General features: G+C 68.8%; 26 protein-coding genes and 1 rRNA gene. 18 read left to right on the top strand and 9 right to left on the bottom strand.

All coding sequences use genetic code 11. From position 1 onward, the window contains the following. The first annotated feature begins 162 nt into the window (after positions 1–162). Positions 163–297 (top strand): pentapeptide repeat-containing protein, encoded by a 135-nt coding sequence (locus FV242_RS36380; protein ID WP_368732199.1) that lies wholly within the window; start codon positions 163–165, stop codon positions 295–297. A 4-nt stretch (positions 298–301) separates the two neighbouring features. On the opposite strand, the gene FV242_RS25525 is transcribed toward FV242_RS36380, so the two are convergent. The 3 genes from FV242_RS25525 to FV242_RS25515 all read right to left on the bottom strand — a co-directional run bounded on the left by FV242_RS25525 (position 302) and on the right by FV242_RS25515 (position 2,484). Further along, complete coding sequence (locus FV242_RS25525; RefSeq protein WP_147940877.1) at positions 302–700, bottom strand: type II toxin-antitoxin system HigA family antitoxin; 399 nt, start codon at positions 698–700, stop codon at positions 302–304. Positions 701–929: 229 nt separating this feature from the next. Then, complete coding sequence (murA, locus tag FV242_RS25520; protein ID WP_147940876.1) at positions 930–2,219, bottom strand: UDP-N-acetylglucosamine 1-carboxyvinyltransferase; 1,290 nt, start codon at positions 2,217–2,219, stop codon at positions 930–932. A gap of 85 nt (positions 2,220–2,304) precedes the next feature. Beyond that, positions 2,305–2,484, bottom strand: a complete 180-nt coding sequence (locus FV242_RS25515; RefSeq protein ID WP_147940875.1) for a hypothetical protein — start codon at positions 2,482–2,484, stop codon at positions 2,305–2,307. A gap of 318 nt (positions 2,485–2,802) precedes the next feature. Between FV242_RS25515 and hemA the strand changes: the two genes are divergently transcribed. From hemA to FV242_RS25475, 8 genes are all read left to right on the top strand, one after another. Beyond that, the gene (gene hemA / locus FV242_RS25510; protein WP_147940874.1) at positions 2,803–4,098 is read left to right on the top strand and encodes a 5-aminolevulinate synthase; all 1,296 of its coding nucleotides are present in this window, start codon (positions 2,803–2,805) and stop codon (positions 4,096–4,098) included. A 410-nt stretch (positions 4,099–4,508) separates the two neighbouring features. Continuing rightward, the gene (locus FV242_RS25505; protein WP_147909874.1) at positions 4,509–5,306 is read left to right on the top strand and encodes an inositol monophosphatase family protein; all 798 of its coding nucleotides are present in this window, start codon (positions 4,509–4,511) and stop codon (positions 5,304–5,306) included. Between the two features lie 82 nt (positions 5,307–5,388). Next, positions 5,389–5,934, top strand: coding sequence for an adenine phosphoribosyltransferase (locus FV242_RS25500; protein ID WP_147854491.1), 546 nt, complete (start codon positions 5,389–5,391; stop codon positions 5,932–5,934). A gap of 180 nt (positions 5,935–6,114) precedes the next feature. Next, positions 6,115–6,249, top strand: coding sequence for a 50S ribosomal protein L34 (rpmH, locus tag FV242_RS25495; protein ID WP_007558110.1), 135 nt, complete (start codon positions 6,115–6,117; stop codon positions 6,247–6,249). A 139-nt stretch (positions 6,250–6,388) separates the two neighbouring features. Further along, the gene (gene rnpA / locus FV242_RS25490) at positions 6,389–6,997 is read left to right on the top strand and encodes a ribonuclease P protein component (protein WP_147940873.1); all 609 of its coding nucleotides are present in this window, start codon (positions 6,389–6,391) and stop codon (positions 6,995–6,997) included. Then, entirely contained in the window at positions 6,987–8,846 is a 1,860-nt protein-coding gene (gene yidC / locus FV242_RS25485; RefSeq protein WP_147940872.1) for a membrane protein insertase YidC, read from the top strand. The genes rnpA and yidC overlap by 11 nt, the downstream gene beginning before the upstream one ends. A gap of 82 nt (positions 8,847–8,928) precedes the next feature. After that, a complete protein-coding gene (yihA, locus tag FV242_RS25480) occupies positions 8,929–9,582 on the top strand; it encodes a ribosome biogenesis GTP-binding protein YihA/YsxC (protein ID WP_147909871.1) in 654 nt (217 codons plus the stop codon). After that, a complete protein-coding gene (locus FV242_RS25475) occupies positions 9,579–9,959 on the top strand; it encodes a DUF423 domain-containing protein (protein WP_147940871.1) in 381 nt (126 codons plus the stop codon). Before yihA ends, FV242_RS25475 begins: the two co-directional genes overlap by 4 nt. Before the next feature lie 96 nt (positions 9,960–10,055). On the opposite strand, the gene FV242_RS25470 is transcribed toward FV242_RS25475, so the two are convergent. From FV242_RS25470 to FV242_RS25460, 3 genes are all read right to left on the bottom strand, one after another. Continuing rightward, on the bottom strand, positions 10,056–10,733 hold the full coding sequence (locus FV242_RS25470) for a metallophosphoesterase family protein (RefSeq protein ID WP_147940870.1): 678 nt from the start codon (positions 10,731–10,733) through the stop codon (positions 10,056–10,058). Between the two features lie 74 nt (positions 10,734–10,807). Further along, positions 10,808–11,455 carry an RraA family protein gene (locus FV242_RS25465; protein WP_147909870.1) on the bottom strand — a complete coding sequence of 216 codons (648 nt, stop codon included), beginning with the start codon at positions 11,453–11,455 and terminating at the stop codon, positions 10,808–10,810. A 115-nt stretch (positions 11,456–11,570) separates the two neighbouring features. Beyond that, positions 11,571–12,065 carry a pilus assembly protein N-terminal domain-containing protein gene (locus tag FV242_RS25460; protein ID WP_147940869.1) on the bottom strand — a complete coding sequence of 165 codons (495 nt, stop codon included), beginning with the start codon at positions 12,063–12,065 and terminating at the stop codon, positions 11,571–11,573. A gap of 302 nt (positions 12,066–12,367) precedes the next feature. On the opposite strand from FV242_RS25460, the gene FV242_RS25455 reads away from it, so the two are divergent. From FV242_RS25455 to FV242_RS25445, 3 genes are all read left to right on the top strand, one after another. After that, positions 12,368–12,532 carry a Flp family type IVb pilin gene (locus tag FV242_RS25455; protein ID WP_147856566.1) on the top strand — a complete coding sequence of 55 codons (165 nt, stop codon included), beginning with the start codon at positions 12,368–12,370 and terminating at the stop codon, positions 12,530–12,532. Between the two features lie 141 nt (positions 12,533–12,673). Continuing rightward, the gene (locus FV242_RS25450) at positions 12,674–13,216 is read left to right on the top strand and encodes a prepilin peptidase (protein WP_147940868.1); all 543 of its coding nucleotides are present in this window, start codon (positions 12,674–12,676) and stop codon (positions 13,214–13,216) included. Positions 13,217–13,287: 71 nt separating this feature from the next. Then, positions 13,288–14,022, top strand: a complete 735-nt coding sequence (locus tag FV242_RS25445) for a M48 family metallopeptidase (protein WP_147940867.1) — start codon at positions 13,288–13,290, stop codon at positions 14,020–14,022. Between the two features lie 27 nt (positions 14,023–14,049). On the opposite strand, the gene FV242_RS25440 is transcribed toward FV242_RS25445, so the two are convergent. Further along, positions 14,050–14,424, bottom strand: a complete 375-nt coding sequence (locus tag FV242_RS25440; RefSeq protein WP_147940866.1) for a hypothetical protein — start codon at positions 14,422–14,424, stop codon at positions 14,050–14,052. A 242-nt stretch (positions 14,425–14,666) separates the two neighbouring features. Between FV242_RS25440 and FV242_RS25435 the strand changes: the two genes are divergently transcribed. The 4 genes from FV242_RS25435 (at position 14,667) to FV242_RS25420 (ending at position 19,482) form a co-directional block, all read left to right on the top strand. Then, entirely contained in the window at positions 14,667–15,155 is a 489-nt protein-coding gene (locus FV242_RS25435) for an invasion associated locus B family protein (protein ID WP_187193413.1), read from the top strand. Between the two features lie 23 nt (positions 15,156–15,178). Continuing rightward, complete coding sequence (locus FV242_RS25430) at positions 15,179–15,811, top strand: hypothetical protein (RefSeq protein ID WP_147940865.1); 633 nt, start codon at positions 15,179–15,181, stop codon at positions 15,809–15,811. Between the two features lie 157 nt (positions 15,812–15,968). Then, the gene (locus FV242_RS25425) at positions 15,969–17,849 is read left to right on the top strand and encodes a glycosyltransferase (RefSeq protein ID WP_246692872.1); all 1,881 of its coding nucleotides are present in this window, start codon (positions 15,969–15,971) and stop codon (positions 17,847–17,849) included. Between the two features lie 79 nt (positions 17,850–17,928). Next, on the top strand, positions 17,929–19,482 hold the full coding sequence (locus FV242_RS25420) for a glycosyltransferase family 2 protein (RefSeq protein ID WP_246692873.1): 1,554 nt from the start codon (positions 17,929–17,931) through the stop codon (positions 19,480–19,482). Between the two features lie 5 nt (positions 19,483–19,487). Here the strand turns inward: FV242_RS25420 and purC are convergent, their stop codons facing one another. Further along, positions 19,488–20,282 (bottom strand): phosphoribosylaminoimidazolesuccinocarboxamide synthase, encoded by a 795-nt coding sequence (gene purC / locus FV242_RS25415; RefSeq protein ID WP_147855639.1) that lies wholly within the window; start codon positions 20,280–20,282, stop codon positions 19,488–19,490. 213 nt (positions 20,283–20,495) lie between these two features. Beyond that, the gene (nth, locus tag FV242_RS25410; protein WP_246692024.1) at positions 20,496–21,311 is read right to left on the bottom strand and encodes an endonuclease III; all 816 of its coding nucleotides are present in this window, start codon (positions 21,309–21,311) and stop codon (positions 20,496–20,498) included. A gap of 20 nt (positions 21,312–21,331) precedes the next feature. Here nth and FV242_RS25405 point away from each other — a divergent pair, with 20 nt between their 5' ends. Beyond that, positions 21,332–21,853, top strand: coding sequence for a DUF2244 domain-containing protein (locus FV242_RS25405; protein ID WP_147909879.1), 522 nt, complete (start codon positions 21,332–21,334; stop codon positions 21,851–21,853). A 615-nt stretch (positions 21,854–22,468) separates the two neighbouring features. Then, positions 22,469–22,583, top strand: a 16S ribosomal RNA gene (locus tag FV242_RS25400); the annotation flags it as partial.

The following is a 22,583-nucleotide window of genomic DNA, read 5'->3' as shown; positions in this document are numbered from 1 at the left end:
GCCCTACGACGATGACGACCGCCCGCGTCGGCGCCCGCCGCCGCCGCCACCGCCGCCGGACGAGGAGGACGATCGGCCGCGCTACGAACGGCGCTGGCGCAGCGTCGGCCTCTGCATCACGGCCGGGGTTGACAGCCGAGCTCGTCCCGCCGCGTCCGGCGGCTGCGAGATGCCCGGCTGCGAGATGCCCGGCTGCGAGATGCCCGGCTGCGAGATGCCCGGCTGCGAGATGCCCGGCTTCGGGTACGCGCTTGGGCCGATCGAGGGCTGACGGACTTCAGGCGGCGCCATCGTTGAGACGCTAGGGCGCCGCCAGCACCGCGATCGGCAGATGCCAGGCCTCGCTGATGATGCGGATCCGGGCGAGGGTGAGGGGGCTTTTCCGGCTCAGGATCTCCGATGCGCGTGCCCGCGAGCCGAGCGGGTGCCCCAGCTCCGCCGGCGCGTGGCCCATAGCGGCGAACTGCAGGATCTCGATCGGATCGGCCTCGGCGATCGGGAAGGTCCGCTCTTCGTGGGCTGCGATCAAGATGGAGAGAACCTCGAACCGATTGCCGTCGGGTGTCCCGACGGCAGGCTCCTCGGCGACGTAGCGATCAATCTCCGCGAGCGCCCAACGGTGATCGTCAGCCATGCGGATCGGTCTGACGTCCTCGACCGTCTCGGTAAGCCGAGTGGAGACGGTCTCCATCTGCATCATCCGACCACTCCGGTGAGCGGATCGACGGCATCGTGCTCAGCACGAGTGCCGACGAGCCGAAGGAGCCTTCACGACCCGGCCATACCAGGCTCGCAGCGGCACCTCCGACCGAGGATGCTGTGCCCCGAATACCACGAGGGCACAGCGAGCCCCCCGGTCCAAGCCCGTTCCCAGGCTGGGACCGGGGGCTCGGGCCGGTAAGGCGCGCTCGGCCGAACTCAGATTGGCGTCAAACCCGCACGCGCTCGATCTGCGCGCCGCAGCGCCCGAGCTTGGCTTCCAGCGCCTCGAAGCCGCGGTCGAGGTGGTAGACCCGGTTGATCTGGGTCTCGCCCTCGGCGGCGAGGCCCGCGATCACCAGGGAGACGGAGGCGCGCAGGTCGGTCGCCATCACCGGCGCGCCCTTGAGCCGGTCGACGCCCTCGACGATGGCGAGGTCACCCTCGAGGCGGATCTTCGCGCCGAGGCGGGCCAGCTCCTGCACGTGCATGAACCGGTTCTCGAAGATCGTCTCGCGGATGTGCGACTGGCCCTTGGACAGCGTCATCAGCGCCATGAACTGCGCCTGCAGGTCGGTGGGGAAGCCCGGGAACGGATCGGTGGTCACGTCGACGGCCGCGATGCCGCCGCCGTTGCGGCGCACGCGGATGCCCCCCTCGACTTGGCTGATCTCGGCCCCCGTGGTCGACAGGACGTCGAGCGCCGAGTGCAGCAACTCGGCCCGCGTGTCCTTGAGGATCACGTCGCCGCCGGTCATCGCCACCGCCATGGCGTAGGTGCCGGTCTCGATCCGGTCGGGCAGCACCTCATGGCGCGCGCCGTTGAGCCGGGCGACGCCTTCGATCTCGATCCGGGGCGTGCCCGCGCCGCGGATCTTGGCGCCCATCTTGTTCAGGCATTCGGCGAGGTCGACCACCTCGGGCTCCCGGGCGGCGTTCTCCAGCACCGTGGTGCCGTACGCGAGGGAAGCCGCCATCAGGGCGACGTGCGTGCCGCCGACCGTGACCTTCGGGAACGCGATCTCGGCCCCGCGCAGGCCGTTCTTCGTCTTGGCGACCACGTAGCCGGCGTCGATCTCGATCTCGGCCCCGAGCTTCTCCAGGGCGGTGATCAGCAGGTCGACCGGGCGGGTCCCGATGGCACAGCCGCCCGGCAGCGAGACCTTGGCCTCGCCGAACCGGGCCAGCAGCGGTGCCACCACCCAGAAGCTCGCCCGCATGGTCGAGACAAGATCGTAGGGCGCGGTGGTATCGATGACGTTCGAGGCGGTGAGCCGGATCGTCTGGCCGGTCTCGGTGGTCTGCCCGGGGCGCTTGCCGACCACCATGTGGTCGACGCCGTGATTGCCGAGGATCCGCGTCAGCGCGGAGATGTCGGCGAGCCGCGGGACGTTGATCAGCTCCAGCGTCTCGCCGGTGAGCAGGCTCGCGATCATCAGCGGCAGCGCCGCGTTCTTGGCGCCCGAGATCGGGATCACGCCGTTCAGGGGCGCGCCGCCGGTGATGTGAATGCGGTCCATCGTATGTCCTCGGGCGGCGCACCAGATGGGCGCGCGGCCGGCCGTTCTCCTGGTGGACGCCGCGGCGTCCAGGCTTGGCCGTCCCCTATAGACCGGATTTGTCGGAATCTGGACCGGCAGAATCGGTCTCGCGCGGGTCGGGCTGCTCCGCGTCGGGGGCGCCCCCGGTCTCGGCGCGACCCCGGTCCTGTGCCTTCCGGCGGCGCAGATTCGCCCGGAGTGCCGCCTTCAGGCGCTCGGACCGCGCGTCCTTGCCCACGCTCATCGCGCGACCCTTCGTCGCCGCAGGCTTGAGCCGCGCGATCCCGCGCCGGGGCAGGCAGTTCGGCGTGACGCCATGGCGGTACTCAAGGATCTGACAGCGCGTTCGGGCTTCCGTGGCCGCCCGTGAGGTTAGCGAGTTCGTCCCCGCCTCTCAACGGCTGCAGGGCAGCGATGCCGGAACCTTACCTTGAACCAGTTCCAGATCCGCGCGTATCTTGTGGCCCTCACGCGAAGGACTGGACCGAGGCCGTACGTTGATCGCGGGATCAGGTTGCCGAACCGGCACCGACCGCACGGCCGCACACGCGAAGGACGCTCGATGACCGTCACCCGGATGCCCAGCACGATGCTCGCCCAAGCGGGTTCGACGCGCGCCGGCTCTGGCTACGAGCGGTACTTTCGTGGCGCCCTCGACCAGCTCCACGGCGAGCGTCGCTACCGCGTCTTCGCCGACATCGAGCGCATCTCCGGACGCTTCCCCACCGCCAAGTGGCGGAAGCAGGATGGCAAGACCGCCGAGATCACCGTGTGGTGTTCCAACGATTACCTCGGCATGGGCCAGCACAAGGAAGTGGTTTCGGCGATGACCGAAACGGCCGCGCGCTGCGGCGTCGGGGCGGGTGGCACGCGCAACATTGCCGGCAACAACTCGCCGCTGGTCGATCTGGAGCGGGAACTCGCGGACCTGCACGGGAAGGAGGCGGGTCTGGTCTTCACCTCGGGCTACGTATCGAATCAGTCGGGCATCTCGACGATCGCCAAGCTGATCCCGAACTGCCTGATCCTGTCCGATGCCTTCAACCACAACTCGATGATCGAGGGCGTCCGCCATTCCGGCTGCGACAAGAAGATTTTTCGCCACAACGACCTCCAGAACCTGGAAGAGCTGCTCCGCGCCGCCGGCGACCGGCCGAAGCTGATCGTGTTCGAGTCGGTCTACTCGATGGACGGCGACATCGCGCCGATCGGCCGGATCTGCGACCTCGCCGACACCTACGGCGCCATGACCTACCTGGACGAGGTCCACGCGGTCGGCCTCTACGGACCCCGCGGCGGCGGTATCGCCGAGCGTGACGGCGTCATGCACCGGGTCGATGTGATCGAGGGGACGCTCGCCAAGGGGTTCGGCTGCGTCGGCGGCTACATCACCGCCTCGGCCGCTATCTGCGATGCGGTACGCAGCTTCGCCCCGGGCTTCATCTTCACCACCGCGTTGCCGCCGGCGGTGGCCGCCGCCGCCCGAGCCTCGGTGCGCTACCTCAAGCGATCGAACGTCGAGCGCGAGGCGCATCAGGCCCAGGCCGCCGCCACGAAGGCGGCGCTCACCGAGGCCGGCCTGCCGGTTCTGGAGACCGAGACCCACATCGTGCCCGTGATGGTCGGCGACGCCGAGCTGTGCAAGGCCGCGGCCGACCACCTGCTGGAGCGGCATGCCATCTACATCCAGCCGATCAACTATCCGACGGTCCCGCGCGGCACCGAGCGCCTGCGCATCACTCCGTCGCCGTTCCACGACGCGACCCACATCGCCCGTCTCGCCGCGGCCCTCGCCGAGACCTGGGAGACCCTGGACCTTCCGCGGGCCGGGACGGTGTTCGTCGAGGCGGCGGAATAGGGTTTTGCGGTCAGAGCTTGCAGCCGGACCCGCGCGGCTCTCCCTGCCCCGCAGAGGCTAAAACGTTCACCCATCGGCAGGTGGACGACGAAACACGCTGTCCTCACCCGTGGTGCGGTGGCGGCTCAGGAGGCGCCGCAGCGCCTCGTTCGGCCCCACCCGCACCCCTGACCGCTCCGCGCTCAGGGAGCGGAAATGCGTGGCGCCTGGAGCGCTGGCTGCGGACCTTGATGTTGATGCCGGCAAGTCCCCGCTTCAGGGAGGAGGACGGTGCCTGCCAGAGTCGATCGGCTTGGGCGGGAAGCCCTCACCACAAACGGCCGACCTCGCCCATCCTCGGCAGGCTCGTCTTTTCCGGCGCCGGCCTGTAACCACGGCGCCAGCATCCATCCCCGAAAAGTCGCGAAAAAATGATCTCCTCTCCGCTCATGACCGTGATGGTCGACGCCGTGCGCAAGGCTGCGCGCGGCCTGCGCCGCGATTTCGGCGAGGTCGAAAACCTCCAGGTCTCGCGAAAGGGCCCGGGCGACTTCGTGTCCGCCGCGGACCGGAAGGCCGAGGAGACCCTGCGGGACGCCCTCATCAAGGCCCGGCCGGGTTACAGCCTGGTGCTGGAGGAGAACGGCATCATCGAGGGCACCGACAAGAGCCACACCTGGCACGTCGACCCCCTCGACGGCACCTCGAACTTCCTGCACGGCGTGCCGCATTTCGCGATCTCGGTCGGGCTCGAGCGGGAGGGCCAGATCGTGGCCGGCGTGATCTTCGACCCCATCAAGGACGAGCTGTTCGTCGCTGAGCGCGGCAAGGGCGCCTACCTCAACAACCGGCGCCTGCGCGTCTCCGGCCGGCAGGACATGGCCGATGCGCTGGTCGGCTATGGCACGCCCTATCTCGGCCGCGGCAGCCACCCGCGCCTGCTGCGCGAGCTCGGCGCCGTGATGGCGGTGGCCGGCGGAACCCGGCGGATGGGATCGGCGGCTCTGGATCTGGCCTACGTCGCCTGCGGTCGCCTCGACGGCTACTGGGAGCGCGACCTCCAGACCTACGATTTCGCCGCGGGCGTGATCCTGGTGCGCGAGGCCGGCGGCTACGTGACCTCGGCGGACGGCGCGGCCGAGCCCCTGGCGGCCCGCTCGGTGGCCTGCGGCAACGAGGTGCTGCATCGCGAATTGCTCGCCCTCCTCAAGAAGGTGCAGGCGGCCTGATCCTCCGGCAGACGCCATCAAACTGGTCAGGGGCCGGGCCTTCTGCTTTAAGCCCGCCGTCCCCCACGGAAGGCCCGAACCCATGGAAGCCCGCCGCCACGTCGCGCTGAAGGAATCGATCCGCTCGATTCCCGACTACCCGAAGCCCGGCATCATCTTCCGCGACATCACCACGCTGCTCAGCGACCCGCGGGCGTTCCGGCGTGCGGTGGATGCGCTGGTCCATCCCTACGCGGGCGGGCGAATCGACCAGGTGGCCGGCATCGAGGCCCGGGGATTCATCCTGGGCGGCGCCATCGCGCACCAGCTGTCCTGCGGCTTCGTGCCGATCCGAAAGAAGGGCAAGCTGCCCCACAAGACCGTCTCGATGGCCTACGCCCTCGAGTACGGCACCGACGAGATCGAGATCCACGTCGATGCGGTGAAGCCCGGCGACAAGGTGCTGCTGGTCGATGACCTGATCGCCACCGGCGGTACCGCCACCGCGGCGGTGAACCTGCTGCAGAAGATCGGCGCCGAGATCGTGGCTGCCTGCTTCGTCATCGACCTGCCGGAGATCGGCGGGGCGCAGCGCCTGCGCGACATGGGCGTCGAAGTCCGTGCTTTGATGCAGTTCGAGGGTCATTGAAGCCCAGGAAGAGGTCCACGAAACGTTGACTTCGCGGGACCCATCCGCCATAAGCCCGCCACTCGCGACGTGGCGCCCCGCCTGGGCGCCCTTCGTGTTTGCAGACAACCAGGACGCGTGAAGGTCGGGTGCGGCAATTGCCGCCCACGAGCGCGCCTCGACCTTTGAAGGCTCTGAACCATGAAGAGAACCTACCAGCCGAGCAAGCTCGTCCGTAAGCGTCGTCACGGTTTCCGTGCGCGCATGGCCACTGCGGGCGGCCGCAAGGTGATCGCGCGTCGCCGCGCTCACGGCCGCAAGCGCCTGTCGGCCTGAGCCGGTCGGACCCTCGCCGGCGCGGTCCTGCTGCGGCAGCCGCGCCGTGAGGCGTGTGCATGATGCGGAAACATGGAATCCGGTTTTCCGAACTCATCATGCGGCACACACTATGAGATCGGTCGGGATCGAACCATCGATGGCGACGATCGCGCGGCTGAAGAAGCGGCCTGATTTCCTGGCGACAGCCGAGGGCCGTCGCTTCCATACCGATCGCATGACCGCCCAGGGGCGTCTGCGCGATCCGCAAGCGGCGAATGGCCTCCGGCTCGGGTTCACCATCACCAAGCGCGTCGGCCATGCTGTCGAACGCAACCGTATTCGCCGGCGCCTGCGGGCGGCGGTGAACCTGGTCGCTTCCGGTCTTCCGGGCGATCTGGCCGGGTTGCCGGCCGACATCGTGCTGATCGCCCGCCGCCCGGCCCTGACCGCGCCCTTCGAGGCCCTGGCAGAGGACCTGCGTCGCGCCATTCCAACGGTGACGCGCCCGGCCGCGCCGAGGCCCCCCGGCGGTTCCCGCGGCGACCGGTCCGGCAAGCCTGGCGGCCGGCCGGCCAAGACCACACCTCTCCAGCGCGATGCGGGCCGGGTGCCCGCGCAGCCTGCTGCGTCCCGCGAACCCGACATCGATCCGTCGCAGGACCGCGCCAGAGGTCTCCGAATCACGGACGCGCGCAGGCCCGAACGGGCCGGTGCCGCTCCTGTTGCCACTCCGAACACGTGCGGCGGTGTCCCCGATGGGCAATGACAAGACGAACATGTTCGTGGCCATCGGCCTGTCGCTGCTGGTGCTGCTCGGATGGCAGTACTTCGTGGCCGGCCCGCGGGTGGAACAGCAGCGGCTGATCGAGGCGCAGAACAAGGCCGCCCAGCAGCAACAGCAGCCGCCGGGCGTGACCCCGAACGGTGTGCCGTCGCCTTCGCCCAAGGAGGGCGGGCCCGCCGCGCCCGTGCCCGGCACGGTTCCCGGGCAGGCCGGCGCCGTCTCGCGCGAGGCGGCGCTCGCCCGCTCGCCGCGCATCCGGATCGAGACCCCGGCGCTCAGCGGCTCGATCGCGCTCAAGGGCGGCCGCGTCGACGACGTGTCACTGAAGAACTACCACGAGACCGTGGACCCGAAGAGCCCGGAGATCGTGCTGTTCTCCCCGGCCGGCAGCGAGGCGCCGTACTACGCCGAGTTCGGCTGGGTCGGCGCCAATGCCGGGCCGCTACCCGGCAGCGAGACGGTCTGGTCCAGCGATGGCAAGACGCTGTCGCCCGGCATGCCCGTGACCCTGACCTGGGATAACGGCGCCGGCCTCGTCTTCAAGCGCATCATCGCGGTCGACGACAAGTACATGTTCACGGTCCGCGAGGAGATCGAGAACAAGGGCTCGGGCGCGGTGACGCTCTATCCGTACAGCCTGGTCTCCCGCTGGGGTAAGCCGCACACCCAGGGCTACTACGTCCTGCACGAGGGCATGATCGGCTATCTCGGCAACGACGGCCTGCAGGAATTCACCTACGACAAGCTCGCCAAGGAAGGCGCCTATGGCGGCGCCAACACCAAGGGCCGCGCCTGGAACGGCGTGACCGGTGGCTTCGTCGGCATCACCGACAAGTACTGGGCCGCCGCCGTGATGCCGGCCGACCAAGACGTGCCCTACACCGGCGCCTTCACCGACCGGACCGACGGCGCAACCAACGTCTATCAGGCGAGCGTCCGCGGTGACGCCGTGAACCTGGACGCGGGTGCCTCGGCGACGACGACCCAGCGCCTGTTCGCCGGCGCGAAGGAAGTCAACCTGATCAACAACTACGAGAAGGATCTCGGCATCAAGCACTTCGATCTGATGATCGATTGGGGCTGGTTCTTCTTCATCACCAAGCCGATGTTCCGGGCGTTGGATTTCTTCTTCCATCTTTTCGGTAATTTCGGCGTCTCGATCCTGGTGGTCACCTTCTGCCTGAAGCTGCTGTTCCTGCCGATCGCCAACCGCTCCTACGTGTCCATGGCCAAGATGAAGGCCGTGCAGCCCGAGATGGTCGCCATCCGGGAGCGGTACAAAGACGACCGCATGAAGCAGCAGCAAGCCACGATGGAGCTGTACAAGAAGGAGAAGATCAATCCGGTCGCGGGCTGCTGGCCGGTGCTGATCCAGATCCCGGTCTTCTTCGCGCTCTACAAGGTGCTGTTCATCACCATCGAGATGCGCCACGCTCCGTTCTTCGGGTGGGTCCACGATCTCGCGGCGCCGGATCCGACGAGCATCGTCAACCTGTTCGGCCTGCTGCCCTTCCCGGCACCGGACTTCGTCCATCTCGGCGTCTGGCCGCTGATCATGGGCGTGACGATGTTCGTGCAGATGAAGATGAACCCCGCGCCGCCGGACCCGGTCCAGGCGCAGATCTTCACGTTCATGCCGATCGTGTTCACCTTCATGCTGGGGTCGTTCCCCGCCGGCCTCGTGATCTACTGGGCCTGGAACAACACCCTGTCGGTGATCCAGCAATACGTCATCATGCGTCGCAACGGCGTGAAGGTGGAGCTGTGGGACAACCTGCGGACCACGTTCCGGCGCGGCGGAACCAAGGCGGCGGCGACCACGAAGGGCTGACGCCCGCGGTCTTCGCCGACACCGCATCCCGGAGGGCGCCCGCCGCCGTCCGGGATGCCGCTCTGGGCCGACAAGGAAAGCCGTGACCGAGACCAACGACGATGCGGCCGACCTCCTGGAGGCCGGTCGCCTGCTGTTCGCCGGGGCCGCCGACTTCTACGCGGCCGCCCAGGTGCTCGAGCGCATCCCGCCCATGGAGGGCGTCGAGATCGCGTTCGCAGGGCGCTCGAACGTCGGCAAGTCGAGCCTGATCAATGCGCTGACCGGCCGTAACACCCTGGCGCGCACGTCGCATACGCCGGGGCGGACCCAGCAGCTCAACTTCTTCCGGATCGGAGACCGCATGTCCCTCGTGGACATGCCGGGCTACGGCTACGCGGCGGTGGAGAAGGCCAAGGTCGAAGCCTGGACCAAGCTGATCCATTCCTACCTCAAGGGCCGCGCCAATCTCGCCCGGGTGTTCATGCTGATCGACGCCCGCCATGGCTTCAAGTCGATCGACACCGACGTGCTCGACGGTCTCGACAAGGCCGCCGTGAGCTACCAGGTCGTGCTCACCAAGGGCGATTCGCTGAAGAAGGGCGAGATCGAGAGCCGCATCGCCGGCATCCAGGCGGGGCTCGCCAAGCGACCGGCCGCCTTCCCGCAGGTGATCCTCACCTCCAGCCGCGACGACCGCGGCATACCCGAGTTGCGCGCAGCCGTCGCCAAGCTGCTGATCGAGCGCGGGGCATGAGCCTCTCGAGGATCGACCGGGGGCTCATGGCCTTGGCCTGCCTCGCCGGCCTGCTCGGTGTCGCCCTCAGCGCCGCGGCGGCCCACATCCCGGGGGCGGATTCGCTCAAGACTGCGGCCCAGTTCCTGTTGTTCCACGCCCCGGCGATCCTGGCGCTCACGGGCTTGGCCGCCGGAGGTCTGATGCGACCCGGCCTATCCCGCACCGCGGCGGGTCTGCTCGTCCTCGGCCTGATCCTGTTCTGCGGCGACCTGTCAGTCCGGACCTGGCTGCAGCGCCCCCTGTTCCCGATGGCCGCCCCCATCGGCGGTTTCGCCCTCATGGGCGGCTGGCTCGTGGGAGCTGTGGGCGCACTGGTGCCGGCACGGCGGGCTTAGATTCGCTCCCGATCGCGATGCGATCGGGACCACATCAACCCCCTCGACTCGACGCGCGCGCTCACGCCGAACCGGTATCCATTTCGGCGGCGCGCTTCAGCCACCAGCCTGAACCTGTAGAAACTCAAGCGCCGGTCCCTGTGCGTCCGAGAAGACGCCGGCCGTGAGAGCGCCGCCATAGACCGCCGCCGTGTCGAGATTGGTCCGGAACCGGCGCACCTCCGGGTGGCCGTCCCGCTGGGGCGTGTGGCCGTGGACCACGTGCCGGCCGAAGTCGTGATCCTCCTGGAGGAACGGCTCCCGGATCCACAGGCGGTCGTGCACGTCCGAATCCGAGGCCGCGGTGCCGGGGCGCAGACCGGCGTGGACGTACCAGCGGACCTCATCGTCGTGCAGGGTCGGCAGGGCTTCGATCCAGTCGAGGGTATCGCTCGGCAGCCCGCTGGGGTCGCGGGCACCGAACGAGTCGAGGGTGGCGTCCCCGCCGTTATACAGCCAGTGCCGGGCTGCCTCGGGCGTCAGCAGCGCATCGAGGAGCATGCGCTCGTGGTTGCCCATCAAACAGGTGACACGCTCGGGCTCGGCCCAGTTCAGGCGGCTGACCGTGCGCAGCACCGCAGCGCTGTCGGCCCCGCGGTCGATGTAGTCGCCGAGGAACACCAGACGGTGGTCACGGTCCCCGGCATGGGCGGCGATCCGCTCCAAGAGCGTGTCGAGCAAGTCGGCGCGTCCGTGGATGTCGCCGATGGCGTAGGTTAGTGGTGCGGAGTCCATGGGCCATCGTCTACGGGAGGGATCCGGTCCGCAAGGCTTCGCCGCGGATCAAGGCACCCCCACGGGGAAGATTTTCAGCCCCCCGACTCTCGGGCGTATCGGCCGTCGTATCGGCCGGCCTGGATCATCGCGAGCACCTCGGCCTCTTGGGCAGAGTGTGCGCGCACCGCCTCGATCAGGCGCGGCGCGAGCGCGGGCGGGAAGGTTACGACGCCATCCGCGTCGCCCACCACCACGTCCCCCGGGCTCACCGTCCAGCCTCCGACGGAAACGGGTACGTTGATGGCGCCGGGGCCGATCTTGAACGGACCCCGGGGCGTGGCGGCGCGTGCGTAGCAGGGGAAGTCCGAACCGGCGAAGGCGTCGGTATCGCGGATTGCGCCGTCGATCACGAAGCCCGCCACGCCCCGGCTCTCGGCGATCGCCTTCATGATTTCGCCGACCAGCGCCCGGCTCGTGTCGCCGCCGCCATCGACCACGATCACATCTCCGCGACTGACCTGCTCAAGCGCCTGATGGATCGCGAGGTTGTCGCCGGCCCGCACCCGGACCGTGAACGCCCTCCCGAGGAGCCGGGCCTGTCTGTGGAAAGGCCGCAGGCCGTGCAGGACCGCCATCCGGTCCAGGCAGTCGCTGATCGTCGCCGTGGGGAAGTCCTGGAACGGGGCGAGCAGGCCGGGATCGACGGTGGGCGGCGGCGGATTGTGCGTGATGCCGGGCATCGGCGAGAAACCTCCCTGATGGCGGCCGGGCTGGATCCTGCCGGATCCGCGTCGGAGCTGTGCCGGGGGCGGATCTTGCCCCAGGATTCGCGCGGTGTCGCGGGGGCCGTCGGCTTCAGCGCTCGGCGGCTTGGGGGCCCGCCGCGCCGCCGCCGGTCGCGAGCTTACGGCGGGCGTCGGCCTGGCCGCTCTGCGTGTCGAAGTACTTCGCCGCGTCGCCGAGCTGGACCGCCGGCTGGCATTTCGGCGTGCAGGACAGCGATTCCTGATCCATGCCGCGCTGGACCGTGATGGTCGTATCCCGCGATGCCTCGACCCGGATCATCGTCTCGGCGATCATCGCGCCGGCCGTGTCGAGCGCGATCAGGTTGGTCGAGCCGTAGCTCTTACCGGTGAGCACGAGCACGCCGTTCTTCTGCGGCGTGACCTCCGCGATGATCGGGTTGCCGACGATGACGGTCGCGGTCTTCTCCGGCAGGCGGATGACCTTGGCGTTGTCCACCAGCACGGTGACGATCGGCAGCGGCTCCGGCTGGGCGGCCGCGACCGTGGCACCCGTCAGCAGGAGGACGAGGCCGGCTCGGCCCGCATTCGACAGGTTGCGGCGCATCGGATTCCTCGGAAGCGGCCGGCGCCTGCGCGAGGCGCGACGCCTGAAGCCGCAGCGATAGCCCGGGACCGGTGAAGGAACCGCTAAGCATGAGGCGGCCCGCGCGCATGCTCAGCAACGGCGAAACCTATCTTTCACTAAGCTCGCAGCGGACCAGCGTCGGACTTTGTTCGAGGTGCGATTTAACCGAATTTCAAGGCGTAACGGGCAATCTCCAAGAGCCGCCGATCGAGACGTAGAAATCTTCGTCGGTCATCTTTCAAACTTCACGTTGCCCGTTCTTGATCGAAGGATCGTCTCCCATGAAGACCCTGTTCTCGCGTTTCGCCTCCGACGAGTCCGGCGCCACCGCGATTGAGTACGGCATGATCGCCGCTCTGATCGCCGTCGTCATCATCGGCGCGCTGAAGACTGTGGGCACCTCGCTGTCAGCCAAGTTCAGCGCGATCTCGGGCAACCTGAACTAATCGGGTCTCTCCACGATCAGGATCCGCGGCAGGTTCGAGGCTCCATCGCTTGAGGCGATGGGGTCTCGGCCGGCCGGATCCGTCGTCCGGCTGCGGCCCCGCGCCGCTTCCCCGCCAGGTACGGATAGGGTTGGCCCCGAGATGGTTGGCGCAGGTTCGGCGATCGCGAGTTTCGGAACGGCGGGCTTCGGCCTGCTGGTGCTGTTCCCGTTCCTGATGGCCTACGCGGCGGCGAGCGACCTGCTGACGATGCTGATCCCGAACCGGATCTCGTTGGCACTCGTCGCGGGCTTCGCGCTCATGGCCGCCACCGGCCCGATGAGTTGGCCCGAGATCGGGCTCCATGTCGGCGCTGCCGCGCTCGTGCTGACCGTGACGTTCACGCTGTTCGCGCTCGGGGTGATCGGCGGGGGCGACGCCAAGCTGGCCGCCGCGACAGCGCTCTGGCTGGGCTTCGACGGCCTGGGCGATTACCTGCTGGTGGCCTCGATCCTCGGCGGTGGCCTGACGCTCGCGATCCTGGCCGTGCGCGGCTACCCGCTGCCGATGCGCATCGCGCGCCTGCCCTTCGCGCTGCACCTCCACGATGCCAAGACCGGGATCCCGTACGGTATCGCGCTCGCGGCCGCCGCCCTGCTGGTGCTGCCCGAAACCGAGGTCTGGGCCCGCGCGCTGGCCGCTTGAGATCCTGGCACCAAAGCAATTCTCGATCTCGAGATCTGGAGCCCAGGTTCGGAGCCCGTTAGAACTGCGCCATGTCGTTCGCGCTGCTGCGTCGCCCCGATCCCGACCACCTTGAGGTCCAGCACGACGGAGCCAGCCTCCAGATCGCGCTGCGCCGGCGCCCGACCGCGCGTCGGATCACCCTGCGGGTCTCGGCCGCCACCGGCCAGGTCGTGATTACCCTGCCGACCCGGACCGCCGTGAACACCGCCCAACGCTTCGCCACCAGCCATGCCGGCTGGATCGCCGCGCGTCTGGCGCGGGTGCCGGAGCGGATCGGTTTCGTTCCGGACGCGATCCTGCCGCTGCGCGGGGCGCCACACCGGTTGCATCTGCGCGGTACGCGCAGCGGCGCGGTGCGCGTCGAGACGGAGGCCGGGGAACCGGTGATCTCCCTCTCCTGCGAGCCGGCCCACGTCCCGCGCCGGATCCGGGACTACCTGACCCGCGAGGCGCGGCGGGACCTCGCCGAGGCGGTCGAGCGGTATGCGCCCCTGGTCGGTCAGCGGCCGGTCCGCATCACTCTGCGGGATACCCGCAGCCGGTGGGGATCCTGCACGGCGCGGGGCGAGCTGAACTTCTCGTGGCGCCTGATCCTGGCGCCCCCGATGGTGCTCGATTACCTCGTGGCCCACGAGATGGCGCACCTGCGCGAGATGAACCATTCGGCGCGGTACTGGGCGCTGCTGCACGGGCTATGCCCGCACGTCGACGCCGCCGAGGCGTGGCTGAAGCGCAACGGCACCAGCCTGCATCGCTACGGCTGAACGGTCTGCCCTCAGCCCTCGTTACCCTCAACCCTTGGCGCGCAGGACCTTCTGACGCGTAACGGCCTCGCCGGGCCAAGTCGGCCGCGGATTGACCTGGCCAGGCTCGAGCGTGCGGGGGGCGACGCTGTCGCAGACCTCGCGCTGCCGGATGATCACCGGGTTGCCGAACGCATCGCGACGGCGCACCAGGCCGCCCTCGCGGCAATAGCCGGCGATTGCGGCCTGCCCATTGCGGCTGCCATACGGGTTCACCGCCACCGGAGGGTGCTCGACGATCAACGTGTCGGAGCGGTTGAGGGAGCGTTCCACATAGGTGGTCTCGCCGACCGGCAGCGACTGTGCCCCGGCCTGCGCGAGGGTGGCCATCAAGCAGGCGGCCGAGAGGGCGAGCGGGCGCATCACAGCTTCAGGATCCTGCGCTGGAGGAAGAGCGAGCCCTATTTAGGCGCTTCTGCAACCTTCGGGTAGCGTCAAGGAGCAACACCGGAGCCGGCATCGCTTGACAGCGCGGGTCCGACCATGGTCGGAACACCCCCGATTTTACGGCCTCGCCGGTCCTCGGCGATGGCGTTCCGAAGGGTTCGGCGGTGCCGCTTCACGCGAAGCTCGATCGTTTCCGGTGCGTCGTCCGGCGCGCCGTCTTGCCGGCCTGCCTTGCCTTCTCCGCGGCAGGGCTCGCATCGGTGGGGCCGGCCGCGGCCCAGGGCATGGTGCGCAAGACCTTCGACGATTGGCAGCTGCGCTGCGAGACGCCGGCCGGTGCGAAGGCCGAGCAATGCGCGCTGGTGCAGTACCTGGCCGCGGAGGACCGCCCGAACCTCACCCTCGTGGTGATCGTCCTAAAGACGGCGGACAATCGCGGTTACCTGCTGCGGGTTGTGGCGCCGCTGGGCGTGCTCCTCCCCTCCGGTCTCGGTTTGAAGATCGACCAGACCGATGTCGGCCGGGCCGGCTTCGTGCGCTGCCTGACGACCGGTTGCGTGGCCGAGGTGGTGATGGATGACGGCTTGATCCGCCAATTCAAGGCCGGCACGCAGGCGACGTTCATCGTGTTCCAGACGCCCGAGGAGGGCGTCGGCATCCCGCTCTCGATGAAAGGCTTCGCGGCCGGGTTCGACAGCTTGAAATGACGATGCCGCCCGGGAGCCGTGCGATGATCGGAGAGCGTGACCTGTTTCTGGGCCTGTGCGGCCTGATTCTCGCCGGTTCGTTGTGCGCAGGCCCGGCCCGCGCCGAGGACGGCAACGTGTTCTCCAACCTGTTCAAGTTCGGCGGAACGACGGTCCCGCCATCGCGGCCGCAAAGCCTCGATCCGCCCTATTGCCCGCCGGTCGAGGTGGCGGAGAACGGTGCGGCGTATCGCATCCTCGCCGGTGGCGATGTGCGGACGCAGTTCTCGGTCGGCCGGCTCGCCCGGGAATGCGCCCGGCGCCAGGACGGTTCGATCACCGTCAAGGTCGGCGTCGAGGCCAACGTGCTGCTCGGCCCGAAGGGTGCGCCCGGTCGGTTCGACGTGCCGGTGACGATCCAGATCCGCCACGAGGGTAAGGTCATTGCGAGCCGCGTCGAGCATACCAGCGTCGTCGTCGGCCCGGGCGAGGCCCAGGGCTTCGCCACCATCGTGGCCGAGGAATTGACCGTACCTCCGGCGGTGGCCGAGGATTACGATATCACCGTCGGCGTCGGCAGCGGCAAGGGTACCGGCGGCAAGCCCGCGGCCAAACCGCGGCGCAAAAAGCCGGCTGCCGCCGCCGAGGCCGCCGGCGGAGGCGACGCTGCCCAGTGATGCCGCGGCGCGCCCCGTCGAACCGACCCCACCGAGCGGACGTGCCGGACGCGGGGCAGCCTGGCTCGGCCGCCAGACGCGGTTCCGCCTGGAGCCGGCCGACGACCCGGTCTTCGATCGCCGCCTGATCCTGCCCGACCATTCCGTCGGCTGGATCGTGCTGAGCTATGGCGGTGACCCCCTGGCTGCGCCGCGCCGGCCGATCCTGCGCGTTATCCGAGGGACCGCCGGCACGCCGCAGGATTTCGTCCTCCCGGGCGCGTCGCATGGCTACGCCCATTGGCTCGGCCTGATCCCCGGGGATGCCCGGGAGATCCGGCTCTCGGCCGGACCGGGTTTCGTGCTTGAGCGGGTCGGGGCCCGGAGCGAGGCCTCCGTGCTCGTTCAATGCCTCTTGCGGCGACCCTGGCGCTTCCTGTCGTCCCTCTACGAGCGCGCGCGCGGATCCGAGCGGCGCTACCGCGATACGTTGCGCGGTGCCTGCGCGGTGACGCCGATGCAGCATTACCGGTCCTGGGCGACCTCGCGGAGCCGCCCGATCCAGGTGGCGCCGACCGCCCTGCGGATCCGATGCTTGATCCTCGCCCGGCCCGGCGAAGATGCGGCGCTTGCCGCGACGCTGGACGCCCTCGGCACGCAGATTCACCCGGGGCGGACGGTTGTCGTCGCTTGGGAGGATGCACGTCCCGAGGCACCGGACGCCCGTGCCGATCACCAAATCTGGGACAAGCGTGCCGCGCCCGCCGATCTCATCGCCGAGGCCGACGCCCTGTGCCTGCTCCGGGCCGGCGACATCCTCACCCCGGACGCGCTGGCGCTGCTGGCCCCCGCCCTGGCTGAGGCGGATCTCGCCTACAGCGACGAGCTCGGCCCTGATGGCCGGCCACTGCTTAAGCCGGACTGGAGCCCGGACCTCGCCCTGGCCACCGGCTATGTCGGCCGCTCCAGCCTGGTCTCCCGCGCGCTGCTTACGCGGCTGCCGCCCGAGCCGGTTGGGCCCATGGACGAGGCGGTCCTGGCAATCGAGATCTTCGCAATCGTCGCCGGCGCACGCGGCGCGCATGTCCCGCGGATCCTCGCCCGCACGGCGGGCCACGGCCTGGATTCCGCAGGGAGAGCCCGCGTGCTGGGCGCCCGCCTCGACGCGTTGAGCGTCTGGCCGAAGGCGTCCGTTCGTAAGGGCGCCGTCCAGCTGGACTGGCCGCTGCCGCGTCCCGCCCCGCGGGCCAGCATCGTGATCCCCTCCCGCGACCGGCTCGACCTGATTGAGCGGGTCTGCCGCGGCGTGCTGCACGAGACGGCTTACGCCGATCTCGAACTGATCATCGTCGACAACGGCTCAACCGATCCGGCCGTGCTGGCATATTACGACGCCCTGCGCCGGGACCCGCGCGTCCGGATCCACGTCGATCCGCAACCGTTCAACTTCGCCGCCATGGTTAATGCCGGCGTCGCGGACGCCACTGGCGCGGTCGTGGTGCTGCTCAACAACGATGTGGCCGTTCTCGAACCCGGCTGGCTCGACGCGATGGTCCGCCAGGCGAGCCGGCCCGAGGTCGGGGCGGTCGGCGCAAAACTCCTCTACGCGGACGGCACCCTGCAACATGCCGGCGTCGTGGTCGGCCTCGGCGGACGGGCCGGCCACATCCTGCGCCGCCGCCCCGGCGATACGCCGGGCCATCTCGGCCGGTTGCGCGTCGCCCACGAGGTCTCGGCCGTGACCGCCGCATGCCTCGCCGTATCGCGCGACAAGTACCACGCGGTCGGCGGCTTCGACGCCGAGACGTTCCCGGTGGATTTTAACGACGTCGATTTCTGCCTGCGCCTCGGCGCCGCCGGCTGGAAGACGGTGTGGACGCCGGCCGCCACGCTGGCCCATCTCGAATCCGTCAGCCGAGGGCCCTCGGTCGGCGCCAAGCGCGCGCGGTTCGAGCAGGAGGCGGCTCGCTTCTCCGAGCGCTGGCGCGACGTGATCCGCCATGATCCGTTCTACCATCCCGCCTTGTCACTCACGACCTTTGGCGAGGATCTCGAATGACGCCGCGCCGATGACCGAGCCAGTGGTCGGCCTCGCACAGAGACTGCAACTCGGCATCCCGCGGCGCTCCGGCCGCGCGATGCGCGATGCGCTGCGTCACCTACTGGGCCACCCTCGGGCGACGGCAGAGATCCTGCTCGCGCGGCTCCAGGGCCGACGGCTTCGCGCGCGCCAGAAGCTGGCCGCCCTAATCGGGATCGACCACCAACTCACCCTTCCAGCCGCCATCCTCGACCGGTTCCCACTCGATCGCGCCCCGCCGGCGGACGGCATTCTGGTGTTGGGCGACGGCATTCTGGTCGCGGGTGCGCGCGACCGCATCGCCACTGCGTTCGCGGCCGATCCGGAGCTACAGGCCATCTACGGCGACGCCCTGATCCAGGACCATCCACGCGGTCCGGTGCGGCCCCTGCTCGCGCCCAGCTTCGACGCCGACTGGCTTGTGCATCTCGATTATCTCGCGCCCCTGCTGGCCTGCCGGCCGGGCGCTCTCGCCGCGGCGACGCAGCCGGCCGGTCCCGCCGACGCCGCGTTTCAGATCGTCGAGCGGCACGGCGCCGGCGCGATCGGCCATCTGCCCGAGATCCTTTCGATCCGCCGCGGTGTGCCCGGGGATCGTGCGTCGCCGGCAGGGGAGGGGGGGCAGCATCGCCATTTCGACGCCCTGCGCGGGCATCTCGACCGGACCGGACGCCGGGAAAGCCGCATCGTCGTTGTCGGCGACGACGGCCTTCTCCAGGTCGAGCACCCGCTGCCCGATCCGCGGCCGCTGGTGAGCCTCATCGTGCCGACCCGCGACCGGCTCGATCTGCTCCGCCCCTGCCTCGAAAGCCTCGCTACCTGCACCGACTGGCCGAACCTCGAGCTGCTGGTCTGCGATAACGACAGCCGGGAACCGGAGACGCTGGCATTCCTCCAGGCGCTCGAGCGCGAGGGGAGGGGGCTCGTCGTGCCCTGTCCGGGCCCGTTCAACTTCGCCGCCATGAACAATGCCGCCGCCGTCCGCGCCCGCGGCGCGCTGCTGGTCTTCGTCAACAACGACGTCGAGGCGTTCCGGCCCGATTGGCTGACCCGCATGGCCCGGGAGGCCCTGCGCCCCGAAATCGGCGCGGTCGGCGCCAAGCTCCTCGACGATGAGGGGCGGGTCCAGCACGGCGGCATCGTGCTCGGCACCGGCGGCCTCGTCACCCATGCGCACCGACACTTCCCCGGCGACGCCCCCGGCTACCTGGCAGGCTTGCGCGCCACCCATGCGGTCTCGGCGGTCACCGCCGCCTGCCTGATGGTCGAGACGCAAAAATTCCGGGCGGTCGGCGGCTTCGACGACGCGGACTTCGCGGTCGATTTCAATGATGTCGACCTGTGCCTGCGCCTGAATGCGGCCGGCCATCGTACGTTGCTGGTGCCGGGGGCGGTACTGCATCACCGCGAATCGGCGAGCCGCCGCTGGACCCCGGCGGCGCGTGCCCGCCACGAGCGCGAGATCACGGCGTTGAAAAAGCGATGGGGGCCGCTGCTGGCGCAGGACCCCCATTATCACCCGGGCTTCGACCCGGACCTCTCGACCCACGCGCGGCTGCGGCGGGGCTTCCCTGCGGCGGGGCCGGCGTCGGTACGCCGGCCACCCGCCTGAGCGGATTACTGGACCAGGCGGGGACCGCCGCCCTGGACCTTCTCGTTCTCCGACATGATCCCGAGTCGCTTGGCGACTTCCGTGTAGGCCTCGATCAGGCCGCCCAAATCCTTGCGGAACCGGTCCTTGTCGAGCTTGTCCGAGGACTTGATGTCCCACAGCCGGCAGGAATCCGGGGAGATCTCGTCGGCGACCACGATGCGCATCATGTCGCCTTCCCACAGGCGTCCGGTCTCGATCTTGAAGTCCACGAGCCGGATGCCGACGCCGAGGAAGAGGCCCGACAGGAAGTCATTGACGCGGATCGCCAGCGCCATGATGTCGTCGATCTCCTGAGGCGTCGCCCAGCCGAACGCCGTGATGTGCTCCTCCGACACCATCGGGTCGTTGAGCGCGTCGTTCTTATAGTAGAATTCGATGATCGAGCGCGGCAGCTGGGTGCCTTCCTCCAGGCCCAGCCGGGTCGCCAGCGAGCCGGCCGCGACGTTGCGCACCACCACCTCGAGCGGGATGATCTCGACCTCCCGGATCAGCTGCTCACGCATGTTCAGCCGGCGGATGAAGTGCGTCGGCACGCCGATGTCGTTGAGGTGCTGGAACACGAATTCGGAGATCCGGTTGTTCAGCACGCCCTTGCCGTCGATGACCTCGTGCTTCTTCGCGTTGAAGGCGGTCGCGTCATCCTTGAAGTGCTGGATGAGTGTCCCGGGCTCGGGCCCCTCGTAGAGGACCTTCGCCTTGCCCTCGTAGATGCGACGGCGGCGGTTCATAGGCGTGTACCGTGGTTTGAGGAAGTCCATGGGCCGAGGCTCCTGATGCGCGACGATTGGGAGGAATTCGCGGCGCGGCGACCGGATGGGAAGGTCGGGCAGCCGGACGGCCTCTGCCCGAGGGCCCGGCTACTGCCGTTGAAACTAGCCGAACGGGGCTTCCAGCACAACGCGTTAGCCCGCAGGGCGGGATTGCGGACGGCTTTCCGGACGTGACGACCGGCCATCCGCGCAAGCGTCACATCACCCCGTGACGCGGCGCCCTTCGATGTCCGCAGTCTTGGATGGGTACCGGCACAGATCGGCGATGAGGCAGCGGGGGCATTCGGGCTTGCGCGCCTTGCAGGTGTAGCGGCCGTGCAGGATCAGCCAGTGATGGGCGTGCAGCCTGTAGGGCTCCGGAACGATCGCCTCCAGACCGGCCTGCACCTTGTCGGTGGTGGTGCCGACGAACAGCGGAATTCGATTCGAGACCCGGAAGATGTGGGTGTCAACGGCGATTCGCGGCACTTGGAACGCGATGTTCAGCACCACGCTGGCGGTCTTGGCCCCGACTCCGGGCAGCACCTGCAGCGCCTCCAGGCTCGATGGCACGGCCCCGCCATGCCGTTCGACCAGGATGCGCGAGAGCGCCACGACGTTCTTGGCCTTCGTGTTGAACAACCCGATCGTGCGGATGAAGCCCCGGACCGTCTCCTCGCCGAGTTCCAGCATTTTTTCGGGCGTGTCGGCCGCCGCGAAGAGCGGACCGGTGGCCAGGTTGACGCCGCGATCGGTCGCCTGAGCGGACAGGACCACGGCGACCAGGAGCGTGAACGGGTTGACGAAGTGGAGCTCGCCCTTCGGTTCCGGCTCGGCTGCGTGGAAGCGCCGGAAGATCTCGATGAGCGTGCCCGAATCCACCGCCTCCGGCGCAGCCTCGACATGGACCGTGGTGGCCGGGGCGATGCGTCCGCCGAGGCGCCCGGAAGCTGCGGCTGTCACGGGTGGGGCGGTCACGCCTGCGGCACGCCGTCGAGGGGGGCTCTTAACCGGAGGTGGAGGCTTTCTGGCGGGCATTGGCGCGTTATATGGGGCGCATGGTCACCGGCAATCCTTCCGTCCATCCGCATGGGCTCGACCCGGACACGATCGACCGGCCGGTCTTCTCGGCCACCATCCGTCCGCACCAATCCTTGAGTCGCCGGGGCTTCCGCGTCGTGATGACCGGGTGCTGCCTGGTCTCGCTCACCGTTTCGGTCTGGGCCTGGCGAATGGGCTTCTGGCCGGTGGCCGGTTTCTTCGGCCTCGACATGCTGGCGATCTACGCGGCCCTGAAGGTGAGCTTCCGGCGCGGCCGGTCCTTCGAGGAGGTGATGATCTCACAGCTCGAGATCCTGCTGGCACGGGTCAGCCACCGGGGCGAGCGGCACGAATGGCGGTTCAATCCGCTCTGGACGAAGATCGTGACGGTCGAGGACGACGAGTACGGCCTTCAACGGCTTACCCTCGTCTCGCGGCGGCAGCAGGCGTTGGTGGCGCGCGATGCGGACCCCGATGAGCGTGCCCGCATCGCACATGGGCTCGGTCAGGCGCTTGCGCGGGTCAAGAAGGGCTACTGAACGCGTCACGCGCCGGTCACCGGAATTGGGCAGAGATGACGATTGCACCGCAACAACGCGGTTGACGCCCCCGATTCAGCTGCCTATAGAGCTGTCCATCGGCGCCGGCCGCGGAAGTGGCCCGGGCGCTGAAGCATCTTCTGACAGGATCGGCGGTTGGCCGGCTGGTTTGCCGGACGATCTCCTGTTTGTCCTTCGATGCCAACCTCTGAGTCTCTGCCGCCTCGGCGGCCTGAACAACGGGGTTGACAGGGAGATCGGCGGGCACTAAACGGCCTCCACCGCTGAAGCGGCCGACCAAGTGGTCCGGCGCGTATCTCGGTTCTCCCAGCCGGATAAACGAGAGATCGGGGCCTTGGCCCGGGTTGCCGTTTTGTCTGCAGCGATATCGGCTCCGCCGGTCTCGTGGGTCTTTGACATTGTTGGATTTGAGGAAGGGAGACGCGGACGGCGTTTGTCCTTGCGGCTGGAGCTTTGGCTTCGGCAAGTGAGAGACTAGTGCCGATCGTCGTGTTTCTCTTTTTGAGCTCACCGACCGGGTCGCGCTGTGAAGCGCTGCTTGGTCGATTGTGAGGCTCCGTCTGAGAATTACGTGATCGGCCAGATCAATCTCTTCAACGTGAGAGTTTGATCCTGGCTCAGAGCGAACGCTGGCGGCAGGCTTAACACATGCAAGTCGAGCGGGCACTTTCGGGTGTCAGCGGCGGACGGGTGAGTAACGCGTGGGAAC

Origin of the sequence: Methylobacterium sp. WL64 (assembly GCF_008039945.1) — a bacterium.
In the GTDB taxonomy this organism is placed as follows: Bacteria; Pseudomonadota; Alphaproteobacteria; order Rhizobiales; family Beijerinckiaceae; genus Methylobacterium.
Note: the sequence above shows the minus strand (reverse complement) of the source record. Positions and strands in the feature narration are given on the sequence as shown.

Coding starts and splice junctions, on each gene's coding strand:
- FV242_RS25440 (WP_147940866.1), bottom strand. CDS start 14,424: ATGCGCCCGCTCGCCCTCTCGGCCGCCTGCTTGATGGCCACCCTCGCG.
- FV242_RS25420 (WP_246692873.1), top strand. CDS start 17,929: ATGCGCGATGCGCTGCGTCACCTACTGGGCCACCCTCGGGCGACGGCA.
- FV242_RS25445 (WP_147940867.1), top strand. CDS start 13,288: ATGTCGTTCGCGCTGCTGCGTCGCCCCGATCCCGACCACCTTGAGGTC.
- hemA (WP_147940874.1), top strand. CDS start 2,803: ATGACCGTCACCCGGATGCCCAGCACGATGCTCGCCCAAGCGGGTTCG.
- rpmH (WP_007558110.1), top strand. CDS start 6,115: ATGAAGAGAACCTACCAGCCGAGCAAGCTCGTCCGTAAGCGTCGTCAC.
- FV242_RS25430 (WP_147940865.1), top strand. CDS start 15,179: ATGATCGGAGAGCGTGACCTGTTTCTGGGCCTGTGCGGCCTGATTCTC.
- yidC (WP_147940872.1), top strand. CDS start 6,987: ATGGGCAATGACAAGACGAACATGTTCGTGGCCATCGGCCTGTCGCTG.
- FV242_RS25515 (WP_147940875.1), bottom strand. CDS start 2,484: ATGAGCGTGGGCAAGGACGCGCGGTCCGAGCGCCTGAAGGCGGCACTC.
- FV242_RS25525 (WP_147940877.1), bottom strand. CDS start 700: ATGATGCAGATGGAGACCGTCTCCACTCGGCTTACCGAGACGGTCGAG.
- purC (WP_147855639.1), bottom strand. CDS start 20,282: ATGGACTTCCTCAAACCACGGTACACGCCTATGAACCGCCGCCGTCGC.
- FV242_RS25475 (WP_147940871.1), top strand. CDS start 9,579: ATGAGCCTCTCGAGGATCGACCGGGGGCTCATGGCCTTGGCCTGCCTC.
- FV242_RS25405 (WP_147909879.1), top strand. CDS start 21,332: ATGGTCACCGGCAATCCTTCCGTCCATCCGCATGGGCTCGACCCGGAC.
- rnpA (WP_147940873.1), top strand. CDS start 6,389: ATGGCGACGATCGCGCGGCTGAAGAAGCGGCCTGATTTCCTGGCGACA.
- murA (WP_147940876.1), bottom strand. CDS start 2,219: ATGGACCGCATTCACATCACCGGCGGCGCGCCCCTGAACGGCGTGATC.
- FV242_RS25470 (WP_147940870.1), bottom strand. CDS start 10,733: ATGGACTCCGCACCACTAACCTACGCCATCGGCGACATCCACGGACGC.
- FV242_RS25465 (WP_147909870.1), bottom strand. CDS start 11,455: ATGCCCGGCATCACGCACAATCCGCCGCCGCCCACCGTCGATCCCGGC.
- FV242_RS25505 (WP_147909874.1), top strand. CDS start 4,509: ATGATCTCCTCTCCGCTCATGACCGTGATGGTCGACGCCGTGCGCAAG.
- FV242_RS25460 (WP_147940869.1), bottom strand. CDS start 12,065: ATGCGCCGCAACCTGTCGAATGCGGGCCGAGCCGGCCTCGTCCTCCTG.
- FV242_RS25500 (WP_147854491.1), top strand. CDS start 5,389: ATGGAAGCCCGCCGCCACGTCGCGCTGAAGGAATCGATCCGCTCGATT.
- FV242_RS25450 (WP_147940868.1), top strand. CDS start 12,674: ATGGTTGGCGCAGGTTCGGCGATCGCGAGTTTCGGAACGGCGGGCTTC.
- nth (WP_246692024.1), bottom strand. CDS start 21,311: ATGCCCGCCAGAAAGCCTCCACCTCCGGTTAAGAGCCCCCCTCGACGG.
- FV242_RS25455 (WP_147856566.1), top strand. CDS start 12,368: ATGAAGACCCTGTTCTCGCGTTTCGCCTCCGACGAGTCCGGCGCCACC.